Origin of the sequence: Microbulbifer sp. MI-G, assembly GCF_030440425.1 — a bacterium.
Classification (GTDB): domain Bacteria; phylum Pseudomonadota; class Gammaproteobacteria; order Pseudomonadales; family Cellvibrionaceae; genus Microbulbifer; species Microbulbifer spongiae.
Window position 1 is genome coordinate 3,219,192 of record NZ_CP098023.1, and the last position, 19,896, is coordinate 3,239,087.

Here is a 19,896-nt window from a genome sequence, read left to right on the forward strand (position 1 = left end):
AATATGCGCTGGAGCACCAGCGAGGGCTTAACTGAAGCTACAGCAAGGGACCCAAAGTATTGAGAAAAATTAAGGTGATCCCGTGGTGGACGGTTCTGTTGCAAAGATTGTACTCTCCCTGCTTCTCTAGTAAAAAGACACCCTATTTTCCTAACCTTGACTTTGAGGGGTTTGTGCGTGTATCTGCGCCCTAAGACGAGGATGGAATTTTATATATAGAGATGCTGCGCGCCTGCGAATAAGGTATAACTTCCGCTATCAATAACAATCACCAACTCTGATATCCGTACACTGAAAGCAGTAATGGAATTACAATACGACGACGAAACCGCCCGCCCCACGCATGAGCAGCTCGATAATTACTCCAATCTATGCAAGCGCGGCCTGTACCTGGATGCCCTCGACACCGCCGAGCGGGACTTCGGTCCCCTGCACAATTGGCAGCACAGCGAATTGCGCATTATCGCCGTCAAGGCACTGAGCAACCTGGGGTTGCGGCGCAGCGCAGATGCCATCATTTTCCGCAGCTGGCGAAGAAACCGCCGGGAGCCGAAGATTCTCCCCTATTACCTGCAGGCAACCCTCGCGCGCAGGGGGCCGCTCGCGGCCTGGGAAGCATACCGGCAACTGGAGCAAGCGGGTTTCCCGGAAGACGCTGACCGCGCCTTTCTCCAGTGTATAGAGGCGGAGCTCCTGTCCAGATACCGGGATTTTGCTAGCGCCGACCGGTGCCTGCGGGAAGCCGAGGCACTGGACAACAGCAACTGGGTCAGGCTGCGCCGCGCCCACCTACTGCTGGACTCCGACCAACACCAACAGGCGCTGGAATTCTCCGAACAACTCCACCACGAAGATCCCGATTACCTGGCGGCAGTCCACTGTTACGCCGGCATCTTGCAGTGCAACGACCAACCCCGGCGCGCGCTGGCGCTGCTGCAGCCCTACTGGGAAAAAAGCCAGTCCCTGCCGCTGGGCCGCCAGTTGTGCCAGCTGGCAATCGAGCTGCGGCAGTCTGATACAGCGCTCAACTGCCTGGAGAAAATGGAGCGGCTGATGGTGCGAGGATGCCCAAAGCACCTGCGCCGCGAACAGGACAACCTCTGGGCCGACTACCACTGTACACGTGGCGATTACGACGCCGCCCTGCCCTACCTGGAGCAGAAAAGCTTCTACCACCAGCGGATATCCGAATCCATCCGCAAGCGCGGCGACAAGAGCGAGCGCAGGATACTGGAACTGCCCTATATCCAGCAGCGCCATATGACCTGCGCGCCCGCCAGCATGGCCGCGGTGCAGCGCTTCTGGGGCCAGGCCGCGGACCAGGACGAAATCGCCGAAGCCATCTGCTACAACGGCACTTCCAATTACGACGAGCGCGCCTGGCTGGAAAAACAGGGCTGGCGGACCATCGAGTTCGATCTCAATTTCCCGCAGCTCAAGCAGTTGATCGACCGGGAGATCCCCGTGCTGCTCAGCACCGTCGAACCCGGCAGCGCACACCTGCAGGTAATCGCCGGCTACGACCGCGCCACCGGCACCTACCTGTTGCGGGACCCCTCACACCCGCGCCTGCAGGAGATCCTGATCGAAGAGAGCGAGCGCTACTACGCCGCCAGCGGACCCCGCTGTACGGCCGCAGTGCCCGCTAAAGAGGCTCAACGGCTCGAGGGGCTGCAGCTGCGCTCGGCACCCCTTTACGACGATAGCTTCCAGCTGCAACGGCAACTGAAAAAGCACGACCACGCTGCCGCTTGTGCCATCGCCGATAAAATGCAGACGCGGGATGCACGGCACCGCCTCACCCTGCGCGCACAATTAGACCTCGCCTACTATGTCCAGGACGACGGCAGAATCCTGCAGCTTACTGAACAGTTGCTGGAGCAGTTTCCCGACGACATCAACCTGCAACTGGCAAAGATTCAGACCCTGTCGCGCCTGGATGCGGCGACGGAATCCCTGAATTACATGGAAGCGCTGGAAAAAAACAGCGAGGCCCACTTCCTGATACGCAGCCACCTGGCCGACAGCCTGCGTTTCGATCACCGCAACGACGAACGGGTGGAAAAGCTCCTGTCAAACCTGCTGCGACGGAACCCACTGCACCCGCAGACACTCTATGCGCGCGCCGGCCATTTGTGGGACAGGGGAGAATACGAAAGCGCCTGTACCCTCTACCGCTTCGTCACCTGCCTGGAAGAAACCTGGGAGGGCTACGCCGACAGTTATTTCAAGGCGGAACGCTTCCTGCGGCGCACGGATACGGCGTTGGAATTCCTGCGCGACCGCTTCCGGCGATTTGGCAAAAAGTCCTCCGGCCCCGCCATTTCCCTGTTCCATGCCCTGGACGCACTGAACCGCGCCGAAGAGGGACTGGAGATTTTGCACACCGGCATAGAGCTGCGCTCGCAAGATGGTGATCTGATGTTGTTCACCGCGCGCCGCCTGCTTTATCTCAACCGTGCAGCCGAGGCGGAAGCGTTGGCAGGCAAAGCGAAACCTTTCGCCAACAAGAGCCACCACCTGGCCCTGGTGGCGGAGATCCACGCAGACCGGCAACGGCGGGATAAGGCCATCGCCCTGTGGCAACAGGTACTGCAGACGGAGCCGCTTAACTACGACGCCTGCAACACTATAGTGCGGCTCTATACGGAGCAGGACCAATACAACCAAGCCATCGATTTTCTCGACAGGAAAATCGAAACCTATCCCGGCAACTACCGCTTACAGCGCATGCGTCTCACCTGGCTGGCGGATGACGAAGTGGAGCGGATCGAAGACTGCTGCCGGCAGTTGATCGACAGTCACCCGGACGACAACTGGGCCTACGTGCGCCTGGCCCACCTTTGTACCCAGCGCGCCCGCCTGGACGAAGCCCTGGAATACGCCCGCGAAGCCACTCGCATATCCCGCACCGATACCGATGCCTGGGTCCAACTCGGCCAGGTATACCAGCTGCGACAACAGAGTGACGCTGCCACCGGTGCCTTCAAACAGGCCATCGGTCACTCCTGCGACTGCACCTCCGCCTTCGCGCCGCTGCTGCAAAGCGCCCACGGTCTGGAGGAAAAAAGAGAACTGCTGGCCTTTATTTACGGCGAGCTTATGCGGCAGGTCAGCTACGGTGACGGCGTCCTCGCGTACCAGGACATTGCCCGGGAATGGCTGCCCGTCGACGAGCTGCTGAAATTCCTGCACCTGGCCCTGCAACAACGGCCGGACCTGTGGCAGTGCTGGCTGGCACTGGCCAACGGCTATCGCCAGCAGGGCAACCTGGTGCAGGCCCAAGCGACGCTGCTAACCGCGATTAAACGCTTCCCCTTGCTGCCGCGCCTGCACCTGGAACTGGCCGAAGTCCAGCGCCTGCGCGGCGACCTGCCTGCCGCCGAAGCGCGTCTGTGCCAGGCGCTGGAACTCAACCCGGATTGGGCGGACCTGCACAACAACCTGGCGGAGCTGCTCGAATATCAAGGCAAATACTCACAGGCCATGGAAACCCTCGAAGCAGCCATTCAACGCCTCCCCCGCGACCCAGTGCCGCGCGGCTACCTGGCCGACCTGCTGTGGCGTCGCGGCGAGCGGCAGCGGGCCGTGGATGAAATCGGCAAATGCATAGAGCTATCTCCCTTCTACGGCTGGGCCTGGCGTAAGTTTTTCCAGTGGTCACGGGAACTGGGAGACGTGCAGGTGCCCGGCCGCCGTATGGCCGAGGCGCGGCGGAATTTCCCCAACAGCGCCATGTTGGTCGGGATAGATGCTGAGTTTCGGGAAGACCCGCGCGAGAGAGCGCAGCTACTGGCCGCCTTTGCCGATAACCAGCCCCATACGATCGAAATTGTCGAGCGGTATATCGAGGCCCTGGCGGAATGCGGCGAGTTTGAACGCGCCTGTACATTATGTGGCGCCGACTACTGGAGGGGCAAAATCCCCCTCGAAATCCGTACCAGCCGCGCCCTGCTGGCACGCCAGCAAGGCAAAAGGGGCCAGGCGCTAAAAGAGATCCGCGAGGTCACTGCCGCCGCACCCTACCATTACGAAGGCTGGCGCCTGCTGGCCAACTGGGCGCTGGAGTGGGGAGAAAAAGACAGCGCCCGAGAGGCCCTGCAACAGTGTCGCGCTCTCCACCCCAATGACGCCTCGGTTCTCACCTTCGTGGCAGAGGGCCTGCAGAAGCTGGAAGCAGGCGAAAAAGAAATCCTGCCACTGCTGGAACGGGCTTTCGAGGCGGAGCCCTCCAACCAGTACAACGGTCTCACCTATCTGGATCTGCTGATCGAAAGCCGGGACTGGCCCCGCGCGCGCGAGGTGGTGGACCTGATCAAACAGCATGGCGAGGATGCCTTTGTGCTTACCCGCGAGTTGCAGATCTGTGCAGCAGAGGAGAGAGAGTCCGATGCCCTGCTGGCGCTTTGGGAGCGACTGCTGCAACACCGAGACTCCAACGACTGGGTCATCCGCACCGGCTGGCAGGTGCTTGTCGGCGGCAAACTGAAACAGGCCGCAGCGGAGAGGATAGAAGCGCTGCGGGCCCAGGACAAAACCCTGCACCCCTATGCCGGCTACCGTTTTGCGAAGTACCAACTGCTGCAGTTCGGCAAGCGCAGGTTCGAGCGGCAGTTCCGCAAACTCACACAGGCGGACGCCTTTACCCAGCGCTCCCTGGAGTGCTACCTCGATCAACTGTTGCGCCGCGACGAAAAGCCCTCCGGCAGCTTCGTCGACAGACTGGAGTCACTGATCGCCGGCAATCCCGTGAACTGGGGCACCTACGGTATGCTCCTATTCCGCCAGGGGCAGTGGTATCGGGCAAAGAACTGGTTTTCCAACTGGCGCCAGCAGGCGGAGTTGCAAGCCTGGATCCTGTACTTCGCCAGCCTCAGCTTCCGCCAGAGCGGTGACTACGGCACCGGCAGGGAGATAATGGCGGAAGCCTACCAACTCCCCGACGACAACTTGCGCGGGGATATCATCTGCATCCACACCATCGACAGGATGCTGGAGGGAGACCTGGAGGCCGCCGAACTGCTTGAACACGCGCCACTGGGCGATCTGGATGGATTCAGCAGCTACGCCCTGGCCCTGAGCCAGGTGCTTTCCGAACTTGGAGACGGGAATTTTGTGGACTGCTATAGCGAAGTGAGCCCTAAGCTGCGCGGCGCCCAGCACTACTTCCAGCAGACCGGCAATGCGGAAATAGCCAAACAGTGGAAGCGCCGCCTGCGCGCACGCCTCAAGGACGGCTTGCAACAGACCGGATTGAAAAAACTATTCTGGCTATGGCGTCTGTCCAATCACCTGTGAACCGCACTCACGCTGGGTTCTGTTGCAAAGATTGTACTCTCCTTGCTTCTCTAGTAAAAAAACACCCTATTTCCTTTGCAGCACGTTAAGCTGCTTGAGGTAGCAACAATGGCGATTCCAACAGATGAACATGCGTTTCTTGTTCAGCTTGGCGCCCATATTGCTGAGCAGCGCAAAACACAGGAGATTACCCAGATACAAATGGCTGAGGCCCTGGGCGTGTCCCAGCAAACGGTTAATTCCTATGAAGTGGCAAGGCGACAGATACCTGTATCGGCATTGCCAGTATTGGCTAAGCTGAAAAAGGGCGGCCAAAGTGGCCGCCCTTTTCATTAAGCGACTTGGAAATGGCAAGCGATCACGGTTTCTGCGTCATCTTTCATATCCCGAGAAAATTGCGCTTCTCCCATAGACGTACCACCAAGCGTCGCCATGGCATTCACCAGGCCATCCACTATATTGGCATGTACCGCCTCATCAGCAGCACTTGACAAATCCAGCCGCTGTTCAGCTCCCAAGCCCTGATTAGCAACAATTTCTTGTTCGCTAACAGGTATCTGCTCACTGGCAGCCAGATCCATACTTGAGCTGGCTCCTTCGGATGGGAGAGGTACCAACAGGCCGGAAAAGCTTGAAGATGAAATGGCAAAGCCACCGTCATTGGGCTGTACAAAACTGATTGCGCTATCACCTCCAAGGAAGTGATCAATCACCCGGACCTGCTGGCCCATGTCTGAGTCAACCAAAATCAAAAGATCCTCCCCCTCCTGATGGAAGCTCAGCTGTTCTCTCGCTATGTCATCGAGAAAGAGAATTCCATCGAATCCACCGCCGGTATTGTCAATAGTATCGATACCACCGTTAGCACCATAGTAGTAGTGGTCATCCCCCAAACCACCCGTTAATCGGTCATTGCCATCCTCTCCGGAAAGAATATCGTTCCCCTCTCCACCAAACAGAGTATCGTTGCCAGAACCGCTACCGGAGCCATTTCCACCAATAAGATGGTCGTTTCCAGCTCCGCCAAGCAGCTCATCATCCCCACCCAAACCAAATACTGTATCTCCTCCCTCAAAACCTTTAATTTGGTCATTGTCAGAGGTACCCACTAGTTGTTCAGCGCTTGCTGTACCCTCAATAACCTTATCAAACGTCATACCACCACCATCCGTATCACCGCCACCCTCTGTTGGCAGAGCCTCAATGAGCGCCGGGATACTTGCGGCCATAATGGCAAAACCGCCATCATTGGGTTGTACAAAGCTGATGGCATTGTCGCCACCCAGGAAATGATCAACAACCCGAATCTGCTGATCGATATCCGAGTCAACCAGTATCAAAAGATCCTCTCCCTCCTGGTGAAAGCTTAACTGCTCTCTTGTTATCCCATCGCTAAAGAGAATCCAATCGGTGCCGCCGCCGGAATTATCGATCGTATCCACACCCCCATTGGCCCCGTAGTAATAGTGATCATCACCCAGGCCACCTGTAAGTGTGTCATCACCATCACCGCCAGATAGGATATCGTTGCCTTTACCTCCGATCAGAGTGTCGTCACCAGAGCCACTACCGGTGCCATTACCACCGTAAAGCCGGTCATTACCGTCTCCACCCAGTAACTCATCATGACCGCCCAAACCAAACAAGGTATCGTCTCCGGCAAGCCCGCTGATTTGGTCATTAGCAGCCGTACCGGCTAATTGCTCACCGTTCGCAGTCCCTTCAACGATCGAATCGAAGCTACTGCCACCGGCTGCAACCATCTGATTGATCGCCGCTGCATCAATGGAGAAGTCACCATCCGGCTGTACGTAATCAATCGCATAGTCACCGCCAAGGAAATGATTGGTTACACGGACAGACTGGTCGGAATCATCATCGACGAGAATTAACAGGTCGTCCCCAGCGCGCTGAAAGCTCAGTCGATCCTTGCCTATCCCATCGTTAAAGAACAGCCGATCAACACCGCCACCGCTGTTGTCGATCACATCTTTACCGGAACCCGGCAAATAGATATAACGATCATCGCCAGCACCACCAACCAGGGTATCCGAACCCACCCGGCCAACCAGGGTGTCGTTGCCCAAGCCACCGTCGAGCCGATCATCGCCAGCATCACCATCCAGGTAGTCGTTACCAGACTCACCATAAAGGATATCATCGCCGTTTCTGCCCCAGACCTGATCATCACCAGCACCTGCGCGAATTGAATCAGACAACGCCCGATAGCCAGTAAGGGTATCGTTGGCAGAAGTGCCATAGGTAGTCACCAGGCTTTCAATTCCTGCCAGATCAAGGCTGGAGCCATCATCGAAGCGTATTGCATTAACTTTATGATGATCCGTCAGTCCGCTATACCAGTCAGTAATACGAATCGCATCAGTGCCATTGCCATGAGTAATGTGCAGGTCATTGTTATGGCGCTCGAACTCCAAATCCGCCTGGGAAATGCCGACACCAAAGTGAATCGTATCCGATGAGGCATCCACATTGCTCCAGTCCTCTCCCGCGCGACGCTCGGTGAGAATGTCTTGCCCATCACCCAGGTTAAAACGATATTCATCATCACCAAACCCACCGAACAGAGTATCGTTGCCAGTACCGCCCTCAAGAATATTGTTATTTTGGGTAAAAGCGTCGCTGAAAGCAGAAATCACATCATTACCTGCACCGCCAATCAGGGTATCGCTCCCTTCGCCACTAATATGGTCGTCGCCATCACCACCATTTAACAAGCCGGTGCCCGTCAACATATCCGCACCAGCATCTCCAAACAGGTCACCTCTGCCACTAAGCTGGTCATCTCCAATTCCGCCATACAGCGTATTTACCCCTGAGTAATCTTCGATAACATCGTTACCTTGATCGCCATGGAGAAGATCATTACCGTTGCCTCCGTAAATAGTATCGGCATTCTCGCCACCATGGATTTCATCATTACCGCTGTTACCGAACAGTTGATCCTGACCAGCTCCGCCAAAAACGGTATCATCGCCGGCATCCCCATAAAGGGTGTCCGCTCCAAGCTCACCGTAAATACGGTCATTGCCCAGACCACCATGGACAGTATCATCGCCTTCACCAGTATGGATGTTATCCCCATCTGCATGACCAAAAATATCGTCCGCACTATCTGTACCGGCCAGTGCCCCCTGTTTGATTTGCTCGTAATCCCAGACTGAACCGTCGGCAAAGGCAATACTGTTGATTCCTGATGCACTCACCACCGCTGCCATGGTCGCAAACTGGTCACGCACGCGAATAGTGTCTGAATTCGTGGTATTGGTAATGACTAGATCATTGCCATCCCGGCGCAGCAGAACCTCCTCAGGATTCACATCGGTAAATGCGATGCGATCCTGCTCACCTGCCGTATCTTCTATCAGATCAGCGCCATCACCGGCAGAGAAACGGTAAGTATCGTTACCATTACCACCCCGCAGGGTGTCATTGCCGGTATCACCAATCAGGAGATCCCCTGAGCTATATCCCTCAATGGTATTGGACCCAGCATCACCGATCAGAACTTTGGCCTTCAGATCCTCCAGTGTCCATACCGTTCCGGAGCTGAATTCCACGCGATCGACCGCCGAAACAGAGGCACCCTCGGCAACAAAGAAGTTTTTCACGGTTACCGAGTCTTCCGCACCGTAATGCAGAACGATATCATTTCCGCTACGACCAACAGAGACGGAGGACTCCATGACCGTATCATCAAAACGAATCGTTTCTGTCGTTGCCGTGTCCTGCTCTCCAGTCACAATCTGATCCTGACCATCCCCAGTGGAGAACAGATAGGTGTCGCTGCCACCATTACCTGTGAGCAGGTCATTGCCTGTCTCTCCATTAAGAGTGTCATCCGATTCATAACCGGCAATGGTATCTGCGGCTTCTGTGCCTGTTAGCACCAATTGTCTCACCTGGGCTGAGTCCCAGCTGGTTCCATCGGCAAAGCCAATTAAAGAAACCGTTTCGCCTGCAGCCGTAAAATAATTGGCCACGGTCACCGAACCGCTTCCAGCATCAACAGAAAGCACCAGGTCGTTTCCAGTGCGTATGGCCTTCACAGCTTCTGGAAGTACTTCTGCGCCAAACTGCAGCTGGTTGCTTTCCCCGCTTGCCTCAATAATCTGATCGTGGCCTTCGCCCAGATTGACCTGGTAGACGTCATCCCCGGAACCACCTTGCAAGGTATCATCCCCTCTGCCACCTTCCAGGCGGTCCTGGCCAGCGCCGCCGGTGAGCACATCGTTACCGGCACCACCAATAAGGGTGTCATCACTGTTGTTGTACCCTCGCAGGATGTTATCCTTATCATCCCCGATCAGTGCCAGGGCTTTGATATGGTCCACACTCCAAACCGTATCGCCACCATAAAATTCAATTTGATCAATCGCATTAACCGTAGATGCATCGTTGACAAAGAAATCGGTAACCGTCACTGAATCGCCGGCTTCGCCGACCTCAAGAATAAGGTCGTCACCACTGCGAAGCACCTCAACACCATAGGGGCTGATTTCATCGGCAAAGGCAATAGTGCTAAAGCCGCTATCCCCACTGTTATCAATGGTGTCCTGCCCATGCCCGGATGCAAAATAGTATTTGTCCGAACCCGCACCACCGGACAGGATGTCATTGCCCGCCCCCCCCACCAGCAGGTCATTGCCATTGCCGCCCTGGAGATGATCCTCACCCGCACCACCACCCAGGTAATCATCACCTTCACCGCCCTGTAGAGTATCTGCACCTTCATCGCCATACAGGAAGTCATCACCGCCGGCACCGAGCAGGGTGTCACCCCCCGCTCCGCCAAAGGCAATATCGTTCCCTTCACCCCCATCAATGCTGTCCACGCCCGCTGCGCCGCGAATCAAATCCATACCGGTGCCACCAGAAAGCGTGTCATCCAGAACGGTTCCATCAATGATCTCGTCATCGGCATTCATACCGGAAGTATCCCCCACCGCACCTTCGGGCAGATTGAACACTTCACCCGGCGTTGCTACCAGATCGGCTTCCGTAGCAAAGTTGGGCTCACGGGAAAGGACAGTGCCGTCCGGCAACAGCACATGCTCCATGGCCGCGCCCGCAGGGGCCAGATAGGTACCATCTCCAGCGGGAATCCCGGCCATAACCTCGCCGGCTTCAGTGGTGTAATAGCTGAGAACTCCCGTTAAAGAGGTGGCGCCTCTTTGTAGCCAGGTGGCGGGGTCGAGGGGATCAACTCCTTCGGTTGTAGAATCCACCGCGATCAACTGGCCGGCATACCAGGCAGTGATCGTGGAACCGCTTTCGGCTTCAGCATCCTCATTCGCAGTGCCTTCGGGACCCTCGGTTAGCTCGTTGGCCGTGAAGAACGCGCGGGAAGCTATTCCTGAATTCCTGCTACCCGAGCCAGCTACTTGCATACCCACAACATATTCAAGGCGCTGATATTGCAAGCGCGCGGTAATATCATTATTGCTTAACTTTTCTCCATCCAGGTAAATCTCTGTAGAACCGCCAGCGAGGAAAACCCCGCTTCCTGCACCGTAGTGCACTATCAGGGAGGTTCCAAGCTGGTAGATACGACTGCTCGCCGCGGAAGTGCCACTGATATGCACTGTATTTCTGCCCGAGCTATCATTAATATTATCGAAGCCCTCACCGACGCTTAAACTATACGTATCATCGCCAGCACCGCCGAACATATAATCGTTGCCCTGCCCACCAGTGATCCAGTCATTCCCTCCCTGGCCAACAAGAATATCTGCTCCAGAGTCCCCTGACAGGGTGTCATCACCACCCCCTCCAAACAATAAGTCTGCTCCAGTGCCGCCATACAGCCAATCGGTACCATTGCCGGAGTGAAGTACATCATTTCCAGCACCACCTAGTAACGTATTATGATCGCCACTCTGTGAATTCCAGTAATCCTGAACATGGTCATCCCCAGCCCCACCATCCAGATAGTCATTACCTGCCGCCCCCTGGAGCTGATCATCCCCCTCACCACCAAGCAGGACATCATCATCCTCGCCGCCATACAGAGCATCAGAATCCGCCCCTCCCTCCAGACGATCCGAGCCTTCCTGCCCGTGGAGTTCATCCTCACCTTCACTACCGAGCAGGGTGTCCTCGCCCTTACCACCAACCAACAGATCGTCACCTTCCCCACCGTCGATATAGTCGTTATTTTCAAGATCCTCGAACCGGGGGTCATCACCCCAGACCTTATCATTACCAGCGCCAGCATAGATCATATCGGCACCACCGCCACCAAAAATCAGATCATCACCGGCGCCCGCATAGATCACATCGACCCCATGCATATCCAAAGGAATAGTCTGTATTGGCTCTCCCTCCCAATTCGGCAATGTATCCGCATGAGGTATATCCCCAAAAATTTCATCATTTCCGTCACCGGTAATAATCGTGTCACTACCAGCCCCACCGACCACAAAATTATCACCTTGGCCAGCATCAATAATATCGTCGTACTTTTTACTCCGATCATGAATATTTTGAAGATCCATAAATGCTTTAAACGAAAAATCTTTTCCCTCATAGCCTGTATAATCGTCTATCATCAAAGCTCCATCCCCAAGGAGATGGTCATCTCCGCCCCCACTCTGGAGATAGTCTGAACCACTACCACCGGCAAGGTGAGCATCATCTCCGCCAGTTGAAATAAGAATATCGTCATGGCCTCCACCATCCATAGAGACCTCACCACTGGCATGACTAATAAGCACATCAGCGCCGGCATCCCCTTCACTTTCTGTATCTGGTGACCAAATGAGATCTCCCCACATAAATGTATCACCACCAGCGTGCTCCAGATAATCCTCACCAACCCCACCCGCAGCCCAGCTCCAGGCCAAGCTACCAATAATTATCGTGTCATTACCTGCTTTACCGGAAAAGTGAGGATTATAAGTATTTACGCCAGAGATTAGCGTATCGTCATTATCACCACCTATGAAATACCAACTGCCCGCTCTACCATTTTTTTCTTTTGGATCAAATCTATAGTGTTTATTGGATATTAGATCCGCATCAAAATAGATTGGGTCATAATTATTTTCCTGTGAGTCACCAGAAATTCTAGGCCCATAATCAAATGAAAAGTGATATGTTATATCACCTTTTTTATAAAGTCCGGAACCTACTCGAAGCATATTTGAAGGACTGCCAGGTCGGTCAGTATCCTCCTCTTCATAGTCATTTAGCGAAATACCAAAGTCTTCGACTTCACCATCCACAGTAATAGTACCAGTTTCTCCCGCATCGTTTTTATAGGTAATCACAAACCCATTGTCCAATTCAACAAGCTTGATATCCCCATTGTCGTTTTCATAGACTTCATTGGCAAAGGAGGCGCCGGTCAAATCGCCAAGCGCTTCCCCTTCAATGATGATGGTGTTACCATCGGAAATATCGAGAATAACATCATTCCCATCACCATAAGAAAAGACATAGGTATCGCCGCCGAGCCCGCCTTCCAGGTAATCATTCCCTCTTTTCCCGTTTAGCGTATCGCGCCCATCCATCCCATAGAGATGATCATCATTATCCAACCCTTCTATGGATTCACCGGACTTACTCCCAAACACATACTGCTTTGCCGATTCACTGGATGTGGAATCTACAGATACAATGGTCTTACTGGCAATATCACGGTATTCTGACCTTTCACCGGACTTCGGCGTTAACTCCGTAATCGTTTTCTCTATCAGCAAAGACAGCATCTTCGCTTTATCCTGTAGATACATTTCCGTTATCTGGCCCTGCTCGATATTTGGATCGTAAAGATCCAGCTGGCCATTTTGATTATGATCAGAATAAGCGCTCGCATCATCACCAAGAACAAAAGGCGCTAAATTATGCAGGGCGTAGCGGTAGGCAATGCTTTCCTCAGCTTTAGAAGCCAATTCATCAGCGGACATGCCAGAGAGGAGATTGAAATCCGAACTTAAATCACCCTGCTGTTTTATTTTATGAAATAGCGCACTCGCATTAGCTTGAAAATCGGCCTGACTTCTTGTGTTGGTTTCAAACCCATACAACTCACCCAGCTTGTCAACAAGCTCGTAGATATTAAATTCCGCAACCTGGCTAAACGCTTCAGAAGCTGCAGTTCCAGACATCATACCTCTTAGCAGAGAACTCCATGTCCACTCCGCCAATGCAGGACCAGCGAGATCTGCACCACGACTAAATATATCTGCAATTTCATCGAATATTCCTAAAGGAGATTCACGATCCAAAGATAGTAGGTCAGCCAAGATCTCAGCATCAGCATAACGAATAGGTTCACTAAAGGGACCAACAGAATCCCAAGCCTCTTTTGCCGCCACTGAAAAAGCTTCAATAGCAAATAATATATTCCGAAAATCGTCCAGCGTATCGAAGCTTTTTTTATCCCCAACGGACAAAAGCCTGCCACTCTCATCAGTTGGCGAACCCGGCTGATTAAACATGGAAAATAAAATAGCCCCGGACCAGGCTGCCCCTCCTTCTGCTAAGTGATTTCTGGCAGAATCTGAAGGATCAATAGAGTCAAATACTATATCCAGGGCTTGAGCAGCATCTCGCTTTGCAATCACATTCATTCTTGGAAGTATGTGACCCTCTTCACTGTCAAGGATACCTTTTTCAATCACACTTTTCGCAATAGCATTTGAAGCATTCTGCATTCTACCTTTCACCTGCTCATCACTGTAGGTATTTCCGGTATGAAGCTCCAACTGCCTTTTTGTGTAAGTTCTTATCAGCGTGGAAAAAATCCCTACTCCGGTATTAACCAGGACAGCACCCTTAAACCACACATGTACGGCATCAACATAAGACCTATCTTCAGGAGCCACCGCTCCCCTGGTTCCAAGGGCTTCATCAAGCACATCCACCACAGCCTTATAGGCCAGCTCCCAGTTATCTAGACCTTGATCTTCTATTTCATTGATTGCCGCTTGAATCCGCTGCCGCTGATCTTCATTAAAAACAAAAGCCATTAGTTACTCTCCATTATTGACTTCAAAAAAGTGGTTAGATCTTTATGGACTTGAAAAAAATCTTTCATAAGGAACTCACTAAATCTGACTTGCGCCACCAGATCACTATCAAATAGAAAATTGTAACGACAATTCCCATTTAAGTGAATTATAGGGCGACCCTTAAGCTCAGTTATAAAACATGAGATCGCAACAGGCATTCCCTGAGGCATCACTAATTTTGGATCAGTTGCAATATACAGCCATTTATTGTCTTTTACTTTATAACCAACAAATCCTGGATATCTGTGAGAACGTGTCACATTCGGGGTTAAAAATTTAAAGTTTGCACCATAAACATCTCGAAAATTATGCTCACTATCTCTATTTATTTCAAAAATAATACGCAATCGACTATCTTTAGTAGAAGCAAAATAATGCTTCGCATCTTTTAATCCTGGCCAAGCCACATTTATTTCAGCAAAAAGCCCATCTTCGCTTAGACTACCATATGCAGCAAAACTTCTATCTATGGTTAGGGTACCGTAACGATAGTGGTATTTCTCCAGCCGCCCATGAGGAAATTCTTCGGTAGGGTTCAAATACTCAACAGTAGCCACTGGCGGCAGGTCTTCAACAATATCTGGCTTACTGTTCTTCTTATCTGCTTTATACAAAGCAACAACAAAGATAATAACCAACAGCAAAAGAGCAAATAGCTTTAACGAAAGAGAAAAAAATTTTCTGGACATAACGTCCTCAGTACAGTCATAAAGATTAATTTCAAGTTTTGCATGCAGACCTAAGTAGCCTTATCGCTCAGTAAAACTACTGGCCAGGGATTCTCGTACCGGCTTGGTAAAATATTCATAAATATTCCTTTTACCGGTTTTTACTTCAGCCACTACATACATACCTGCCCGCAACGGCAGCGCCCCTTGACTCGACTGTTTCAGCATCTGGGTATCGAGTTCGATATCGCACAGATATCGGTAGCCCTGCCCCTCATTCATTACCGCGTCCTTCGATAGATTGGTGACCACACCGGAAAAGGTGTCATATTTGGTAAAATTGTTGATTGATACCTTGATGGTGACTGGATGCCCCTCTTTCACAAAACCGATATCCTTATTTAAAACCCAGGCCTGAACCTGCAAGCGACTACCTGCGGGTACTATCTGCATTAATCCTGGGCGGGCTCCAGCACGCCAGATCATTTTCTACTACTTTATCAACTGTCGCTTTAATTCTTTGCCGCTGATCTTTATTAAAAACAAAAGCCATTAGTTACTCTCCCTTATTGACTCCAAAAAAGTGGTTAGATCTTTATGGACCTGAAAAAAATTTTCCATCAGAGGCTTACTAAAACGCACCCCAGCCTTTAAATCTTTATCAAACACAAAAGCATAAAAGCAACGCTCAACCCTCCGATCAGAAGGCAAAGATATAGTTGTATGATCTGAACAATATATCGCCACTGGTGTATGCTGCGGCATTTTCAACTCAGAGTCGGAAGCAATATAGACCCAGCCGTTCTTTCGCCTATAACCAATAAAATCTATATAACTATAATCCCGACCACCAAAGGCATCCAAGTCCTTGTAAACAGTATCATATACATCTCGAAATTCAGCTGTAGGCTTGCGATTTATCTCGAACATAATCCTCAACCGATTATCTGAAGCAAAATAATGCTTCGCATCTTTTAATCCTGGCCAAGCCACATTTATTTCAGCAAATAGCCCATCTTCGCTTAGGCTACCATATGCAGCAAAACTCCTATCTATGGTTAGGGTACCGTAACGATAGTGGTATTTCTCCAGCCGCCCATGAGGAAATTCTTCGGTAGGGTTCAAATACTCAACAGTGGCCACTGGCGGCAGGTCTTCAACAATATCTGGTTTACTGCCCTTCTTATCTGCTTTATACAAAGCAACAACGAAGATAATAACCAACAGCAAAAGAGCAAATATTTTTAACGAAAGAGAAAAATATTTTCTGGACATAACGTCCTCAGTACAGTCATAAAGATTAATTTCAGGTTTTGCATGCAGACCTAAGTAGCCTTATCGCTCAGTAAAACTACTGGCCAGGGATTCCCGTACCGGCTTGGTAAAATATTCATAAATATTCCTTTTACCGGTTTTTAATTCAGCCACTACATGCATACCTGCCCGCAACGGCAGCGCCCCTTGACCCGACTGTTTCAGCATCTGGGTATCGAGTTCGATATCACACAGATATCGGTAGCCCTGCTCCTCATTCATTACCGCGTCCTTCGATAGATTGGTGACCACACCGGAAACGGTGCCATATTTGGTAAAATTATAAGTGGATATCTTGACGGTGACTGGATGCCCTTCCTTGACAAAGCCAATATCCTTATTTAAGACCCAGGCCTGAACCTGCAAGCGGCTACCTGCGGGTACTATCTGCATTAATGCCTGGGCGGGCTCCAAAACAGCATCTTCCGTATGGATTGCCAGTTCCTGCACAGTGCCAGCAATGGGGGCACGAATAACCTGTTGCTCGCTGCGCAGCCTGGCTTTGGCAAGCGCTTTCTCTTGTGCCGCGAGGGTGCGCTCCAGCTCCTCCTGCTGAGAATAGCTTTTATACAAGGCGTTATTCAGCAGGGCCGAAGCTTGCAGATTGAGCTCTTGTAACTGAGACTCGTACTGACCGATTCTCTCCCGCTCCAGCACCAGTTCCTCTTCTGCGTCAATGCGCTGCTGCTCCAACTCCAGGTATCTGTCTCGGGCGACCATCTCCTGATCGAGTAACTTGCGCAGGGAATTGGTACGCTCAGTTAAAATCGGCAGTGTCTTTTCCGCTTTCCGTACCAGCGCGCGGGACATACCGAGTTCCTTCTGTTTGGAGCTCCTCTGCTGCTCCAGTAGATCCACCTCTGACAGGTAGTCGGAGAAATATCCGCTCAACAAAGTGCGCTGAAAAGGCAATTGCTGCAACACACCGGCCTGGGCCAGGCCTATTTCAAGTTCCCCCAGGGCCATATCCATAGCGCTAACCCGCTCTTTTCGCAATCGGGATAAATAGGCATTAAACACCTGCTCCCGCACCAAACGGGCACGGGATACTTCCAACTCGCTTATCAGCTGCTCCCTGTCGGCTGTGGCATTGGTGGCATCGAGCGTAATCAGGGGATCACCGGCTCGTACCTGACTGCCTTCCTCAACATGGATCTTCCTGACCACAGACAGTTCTTTTGCCTGGATGGTTTTGACTTTACCGTCTGGAATCACGGTCCCCTCTGCAACGGCGACAATATCAATCCTGCCAAAGATGGCCCAGAGAACTGCCATGGCAAAAAACAGACAAACAGTATTGATCAGCCACAAACCCAGAGGATTTGGCGGCGACTGCTCCACCTCCAGCGCCGCGGGGACAAAATCCAGGGTCGGATCGCGCCTGTGTATCCATCGGCGCAAGTCCAACAAGGAGCGCCAACGGCTCATACCACCTTCCTCAGGCCAGACTGCAGGGCATTGAGTCGGGCAAAATGGCCTTTTTTCTGCAGTAACTGCTTGGGCCCACCCTGTTCAACAATATGTCCCTGCTCCATCACAACAATGCGATTTGCATCCCGAACCGCCGACAGACGGTGAGCAATGATCAGTACAGTGCGCCCCTGGCAAATCTGGCGCATATTGGCCTGTACTATTGCTTCCGATTCATAATCCAATGCACTTGTGGCCTCATCAAAGATCAATATTCTGGGATCGGCCATCAGCGCACGGGCGATGGCCACACGCTGCTTCTGCCCACCGGAAAGAGAGCTGCCCTGCTCTCCGACCACAGTGTCAAACCCCTCTGGCAACTCCAGAATAAAGTCATAGGCTCCGGCCTGTTTTGCCGCGGCAACCACCTTGTCCATTGACGCACCCGGATCTGCCAGGGCAATATTGTCTCTTACTGTACGGTTGAGCAGAAAACTCTCCTGCAATACCACCCCGACTCTCTGGCGCAACCAGGCCGGGTCTACCAGAGCCAAATCAACACCATCAACCAACACCCGCCCGGCTTCCGGCACATGCAGGCGCTGCACAAGCTTGGTCAGGGTGCTCTTGCCCGAGCCCGACTTCCCAACAATACCAACCACTTCACCCGGGCTTATGGTAAGGTGGATATCATTAATCACGAGTGGACGATCAGGGGCATAGCGGAACTTCACATGCTCGAAGCGGATCTCACCACGAATGTCTGGCAGCGTTGTGCGGTTGGGATCATGCCCGGCCTCTTTGGGCGTATTGAGAATATCCCCCAAGCGCTTGATGGAAATGCCCGCTTGTTGAAAGTCCTGCCATAGCTGCACCAACTTGAGGATTGGCTGGCTCACTCGCCCGGCAATCATGTTAAAAGCAATCAGCATACCAACACTGAGTTCACCTGAAATCACCAAACGGGCACCCACCCATAGAATGCCTATTGTCACCAGCTTGTTGATCAGGCTTGCTATCTGGCTGGCGATATTGCCCAAATTCAGCGCTCTGAATGAAGCATTCACATAGCCCGCCAGTTGCTCTTCCCAACGACGCTGCATCTGCGGCTCCACCGCCATACTCTTCAGGGTCTCCACTCCATTACAGGCTTCCACCAAAAACGACTGATTCTCAGCACCCAACTTGAATTTTTCGTGCAGCCTGTTTCGCAATATCGGGGTAATAATAATTGAAAGGAGCACATAAAATGGCAAAGAACCCAGAACTATCCAGGTCAATGTTGGGCTATAAAGAAACATTACTGCAAAGAACACCAACGTAAAGAAGAGGTCTACGCACAATGTGAGGGCAGAACCAGTAATAAATTGGCGAATAGAATCCAACTCCCTTACCCTGGCAACTGTGTCACCGACACGACGGCTTTGAAAATAAGCGATTGGCAGCCGCAACAGGTGCTCAAACAGGCGGGAACCCAGTACAACATCAATACGGTTGGATGTATGACTAAAGAGATAGGTCCTCAATCCATTGAGCAGCACATCAAAAATACAGACAACCAGAAAGCCCAATGCCATCACATCCAGCGTTGTCAATCCCTGGTGCACGAGAACCTTATCTACGACCACCTGAAAAAAAAGCGGGGTAACCAGTGCGAACATCTGTATAAAAAAAGAGGCGAGCAATACCTGCCCGAGCAATTTCTTATACTTTAAAATTGAAGGAATAAACCAGGAAATATCGAATTTTTTCTGAACTGAAGAGAGAAACCCCTTTTTGCGGAATAAAAATAAGGCGATGTGATTGGATCCTGCAACGAAGAGATCCTCAACGGGAACCGTGCTCGGACTCGAATCTCCAGCCCGCTGCAACAGAGCCTTTCCATCACGAATCCCGCCAAGAACCACACAATTACCCTTCGGATTCAACAACAATACCGGAAAAGGTAAATCCGAAAGCTTCTCGCGCTTACACTGATATAACTTAGCTTTCAGGCCGAGAAAATCTGCAACTTTAACGACCTCATGAACCTTCATATCCTGATCAGGAAATTCACGCTTTAGCTGCTCAAGATCCACTGCTAGCTGATTAAATCTCGCAATAAGGGACAGACAGGAAAGACCTTCCTTTCTTTTTACTACCAACTCCAATATTTACTCCCTACTACAGCC

The 19,896-nt window shown here is 52.0% G+C and carries 8 protein-coding genes; 2 read left to right on the top strand and 6 right to left on the bottom strand.

Translation table 11 applies throughout. From position 1 onward, the window contains the following. Positions 1-303: 303 nt before the first annotated feature. Both M8T91_RS13460 and M8T91_RS13465 read left to right on the top strand, forming a co-directional pair. Positions 304-5,298: a tetratricopeptide repeat protein gene (locus tag M8T91_RS13460; protein ID WP_301414680.1), complete on the top strand. Its 4,995-nt coding sequence runs from the start codon at positions 304-306 to the stop codon at positions 5,296-5,298. Positions 5,299-5,406: 108 nt separating this feature from the next. After that, positions 5,407-5,634: a helix-turn-helix domain-containing protein gene (locus tag M8T91_RS13465; RefSeq protein WP_301414681.1), complete on the top strand. Its 228-nt coding sequence runs from the start codon at positions 5,407-5,409 to the stop codon at positions 5,632-5,634. Here the strand turns inward: M8T91_RS13465 and M8T91_RS13470 are convergent. The 6 genes from M8T91_RS13470 to M8T91_RS13495 form a co-directional block, all read right to left on the bottom strand. After that, positions 5,631-14,291: a calcium-binding protein gene (locus M8T91_RS13470; protein WP_301414682.1), complete on the bottom strand. Its 8,661-nt coding sequence runs from the start codon at positions 14,289-14,291 to the stop codon at positions 5,631-5,633. The genes M8T91_RS13465 and M8T91_RS13470 overlap by 4 nt on opposite strands. Then, the gene (locus M8T91_RS13475) at positions 14,291-15,022 is read right to left on the bottom strand and encodes a hypothetical protein (RefSeq protein ID WP_301414683.1); all 732 of its coding nucleotides are present in this window, start codon (positions 15,020-15,022) and stop codon (positions 14,291-14,293) included. The genes M8T91_RS13470 and M8T91_RS13475 overlap by 1 nt, the downstream gene beginning before the upstream one ends. A gap of 60 nt (positions 15,023-15,082) precedes the next feature. Further along, complete coding sequence (locus tag M8T91_RS13480; protein WP_301414684.1) at positions 15,083-15,454, bottom strand: beta-barrel domain-containing protein; 372 nt, start codon at positions 15,452-15,454, stop codon at positions 15,083-15,085. A 99-nt stretch (positions 15,455-15,553) separates the two neighbouring features. After that, positions 15,554-16,276 carry a hypothetical protein gene (locus tag M8T91_RS13485; protein WP_301414685.1) on the bottom strand — a complete coding sequence of 241 codons (723 nt, stop codon included), beginning with the start codon at positions 16,274-16,276 and terminating at the stop codon, positions 15,554-15,556. Between the two features lie 60 nt (positions 16,277-16,336). Beyond that, a complete protein-coding gene (locus M8T91_RS13490) occupies positions 16,337-17,743 on the bottom strand; it encodes an HlyD family type I secretion periplasmic adaptor subunit (protein WP_301414686.1) in 1,407 nt (468 codons plus the stop codon). Then, positions 17,740-19,803 carry a type I secretion system permease/ATPase gene (locus tag M8T91_RS13495; RefSeq protein WP_301419114.1) on the bottom strand — a complete coding sequence of 688 codons (2,064 nt, stop codon included), beginning with the start codon at positions 19,801-19,803 and terminating at the stop codon, positions 17,740-17,742. The genes M8T91_RS13490 and M8T91_RS13495 overlap by 4 nt, the downstream gene beginning before the upstream one ends. Between the last annotated feature and the right edge of the window lie 93 nt (positions 19,804-19,896).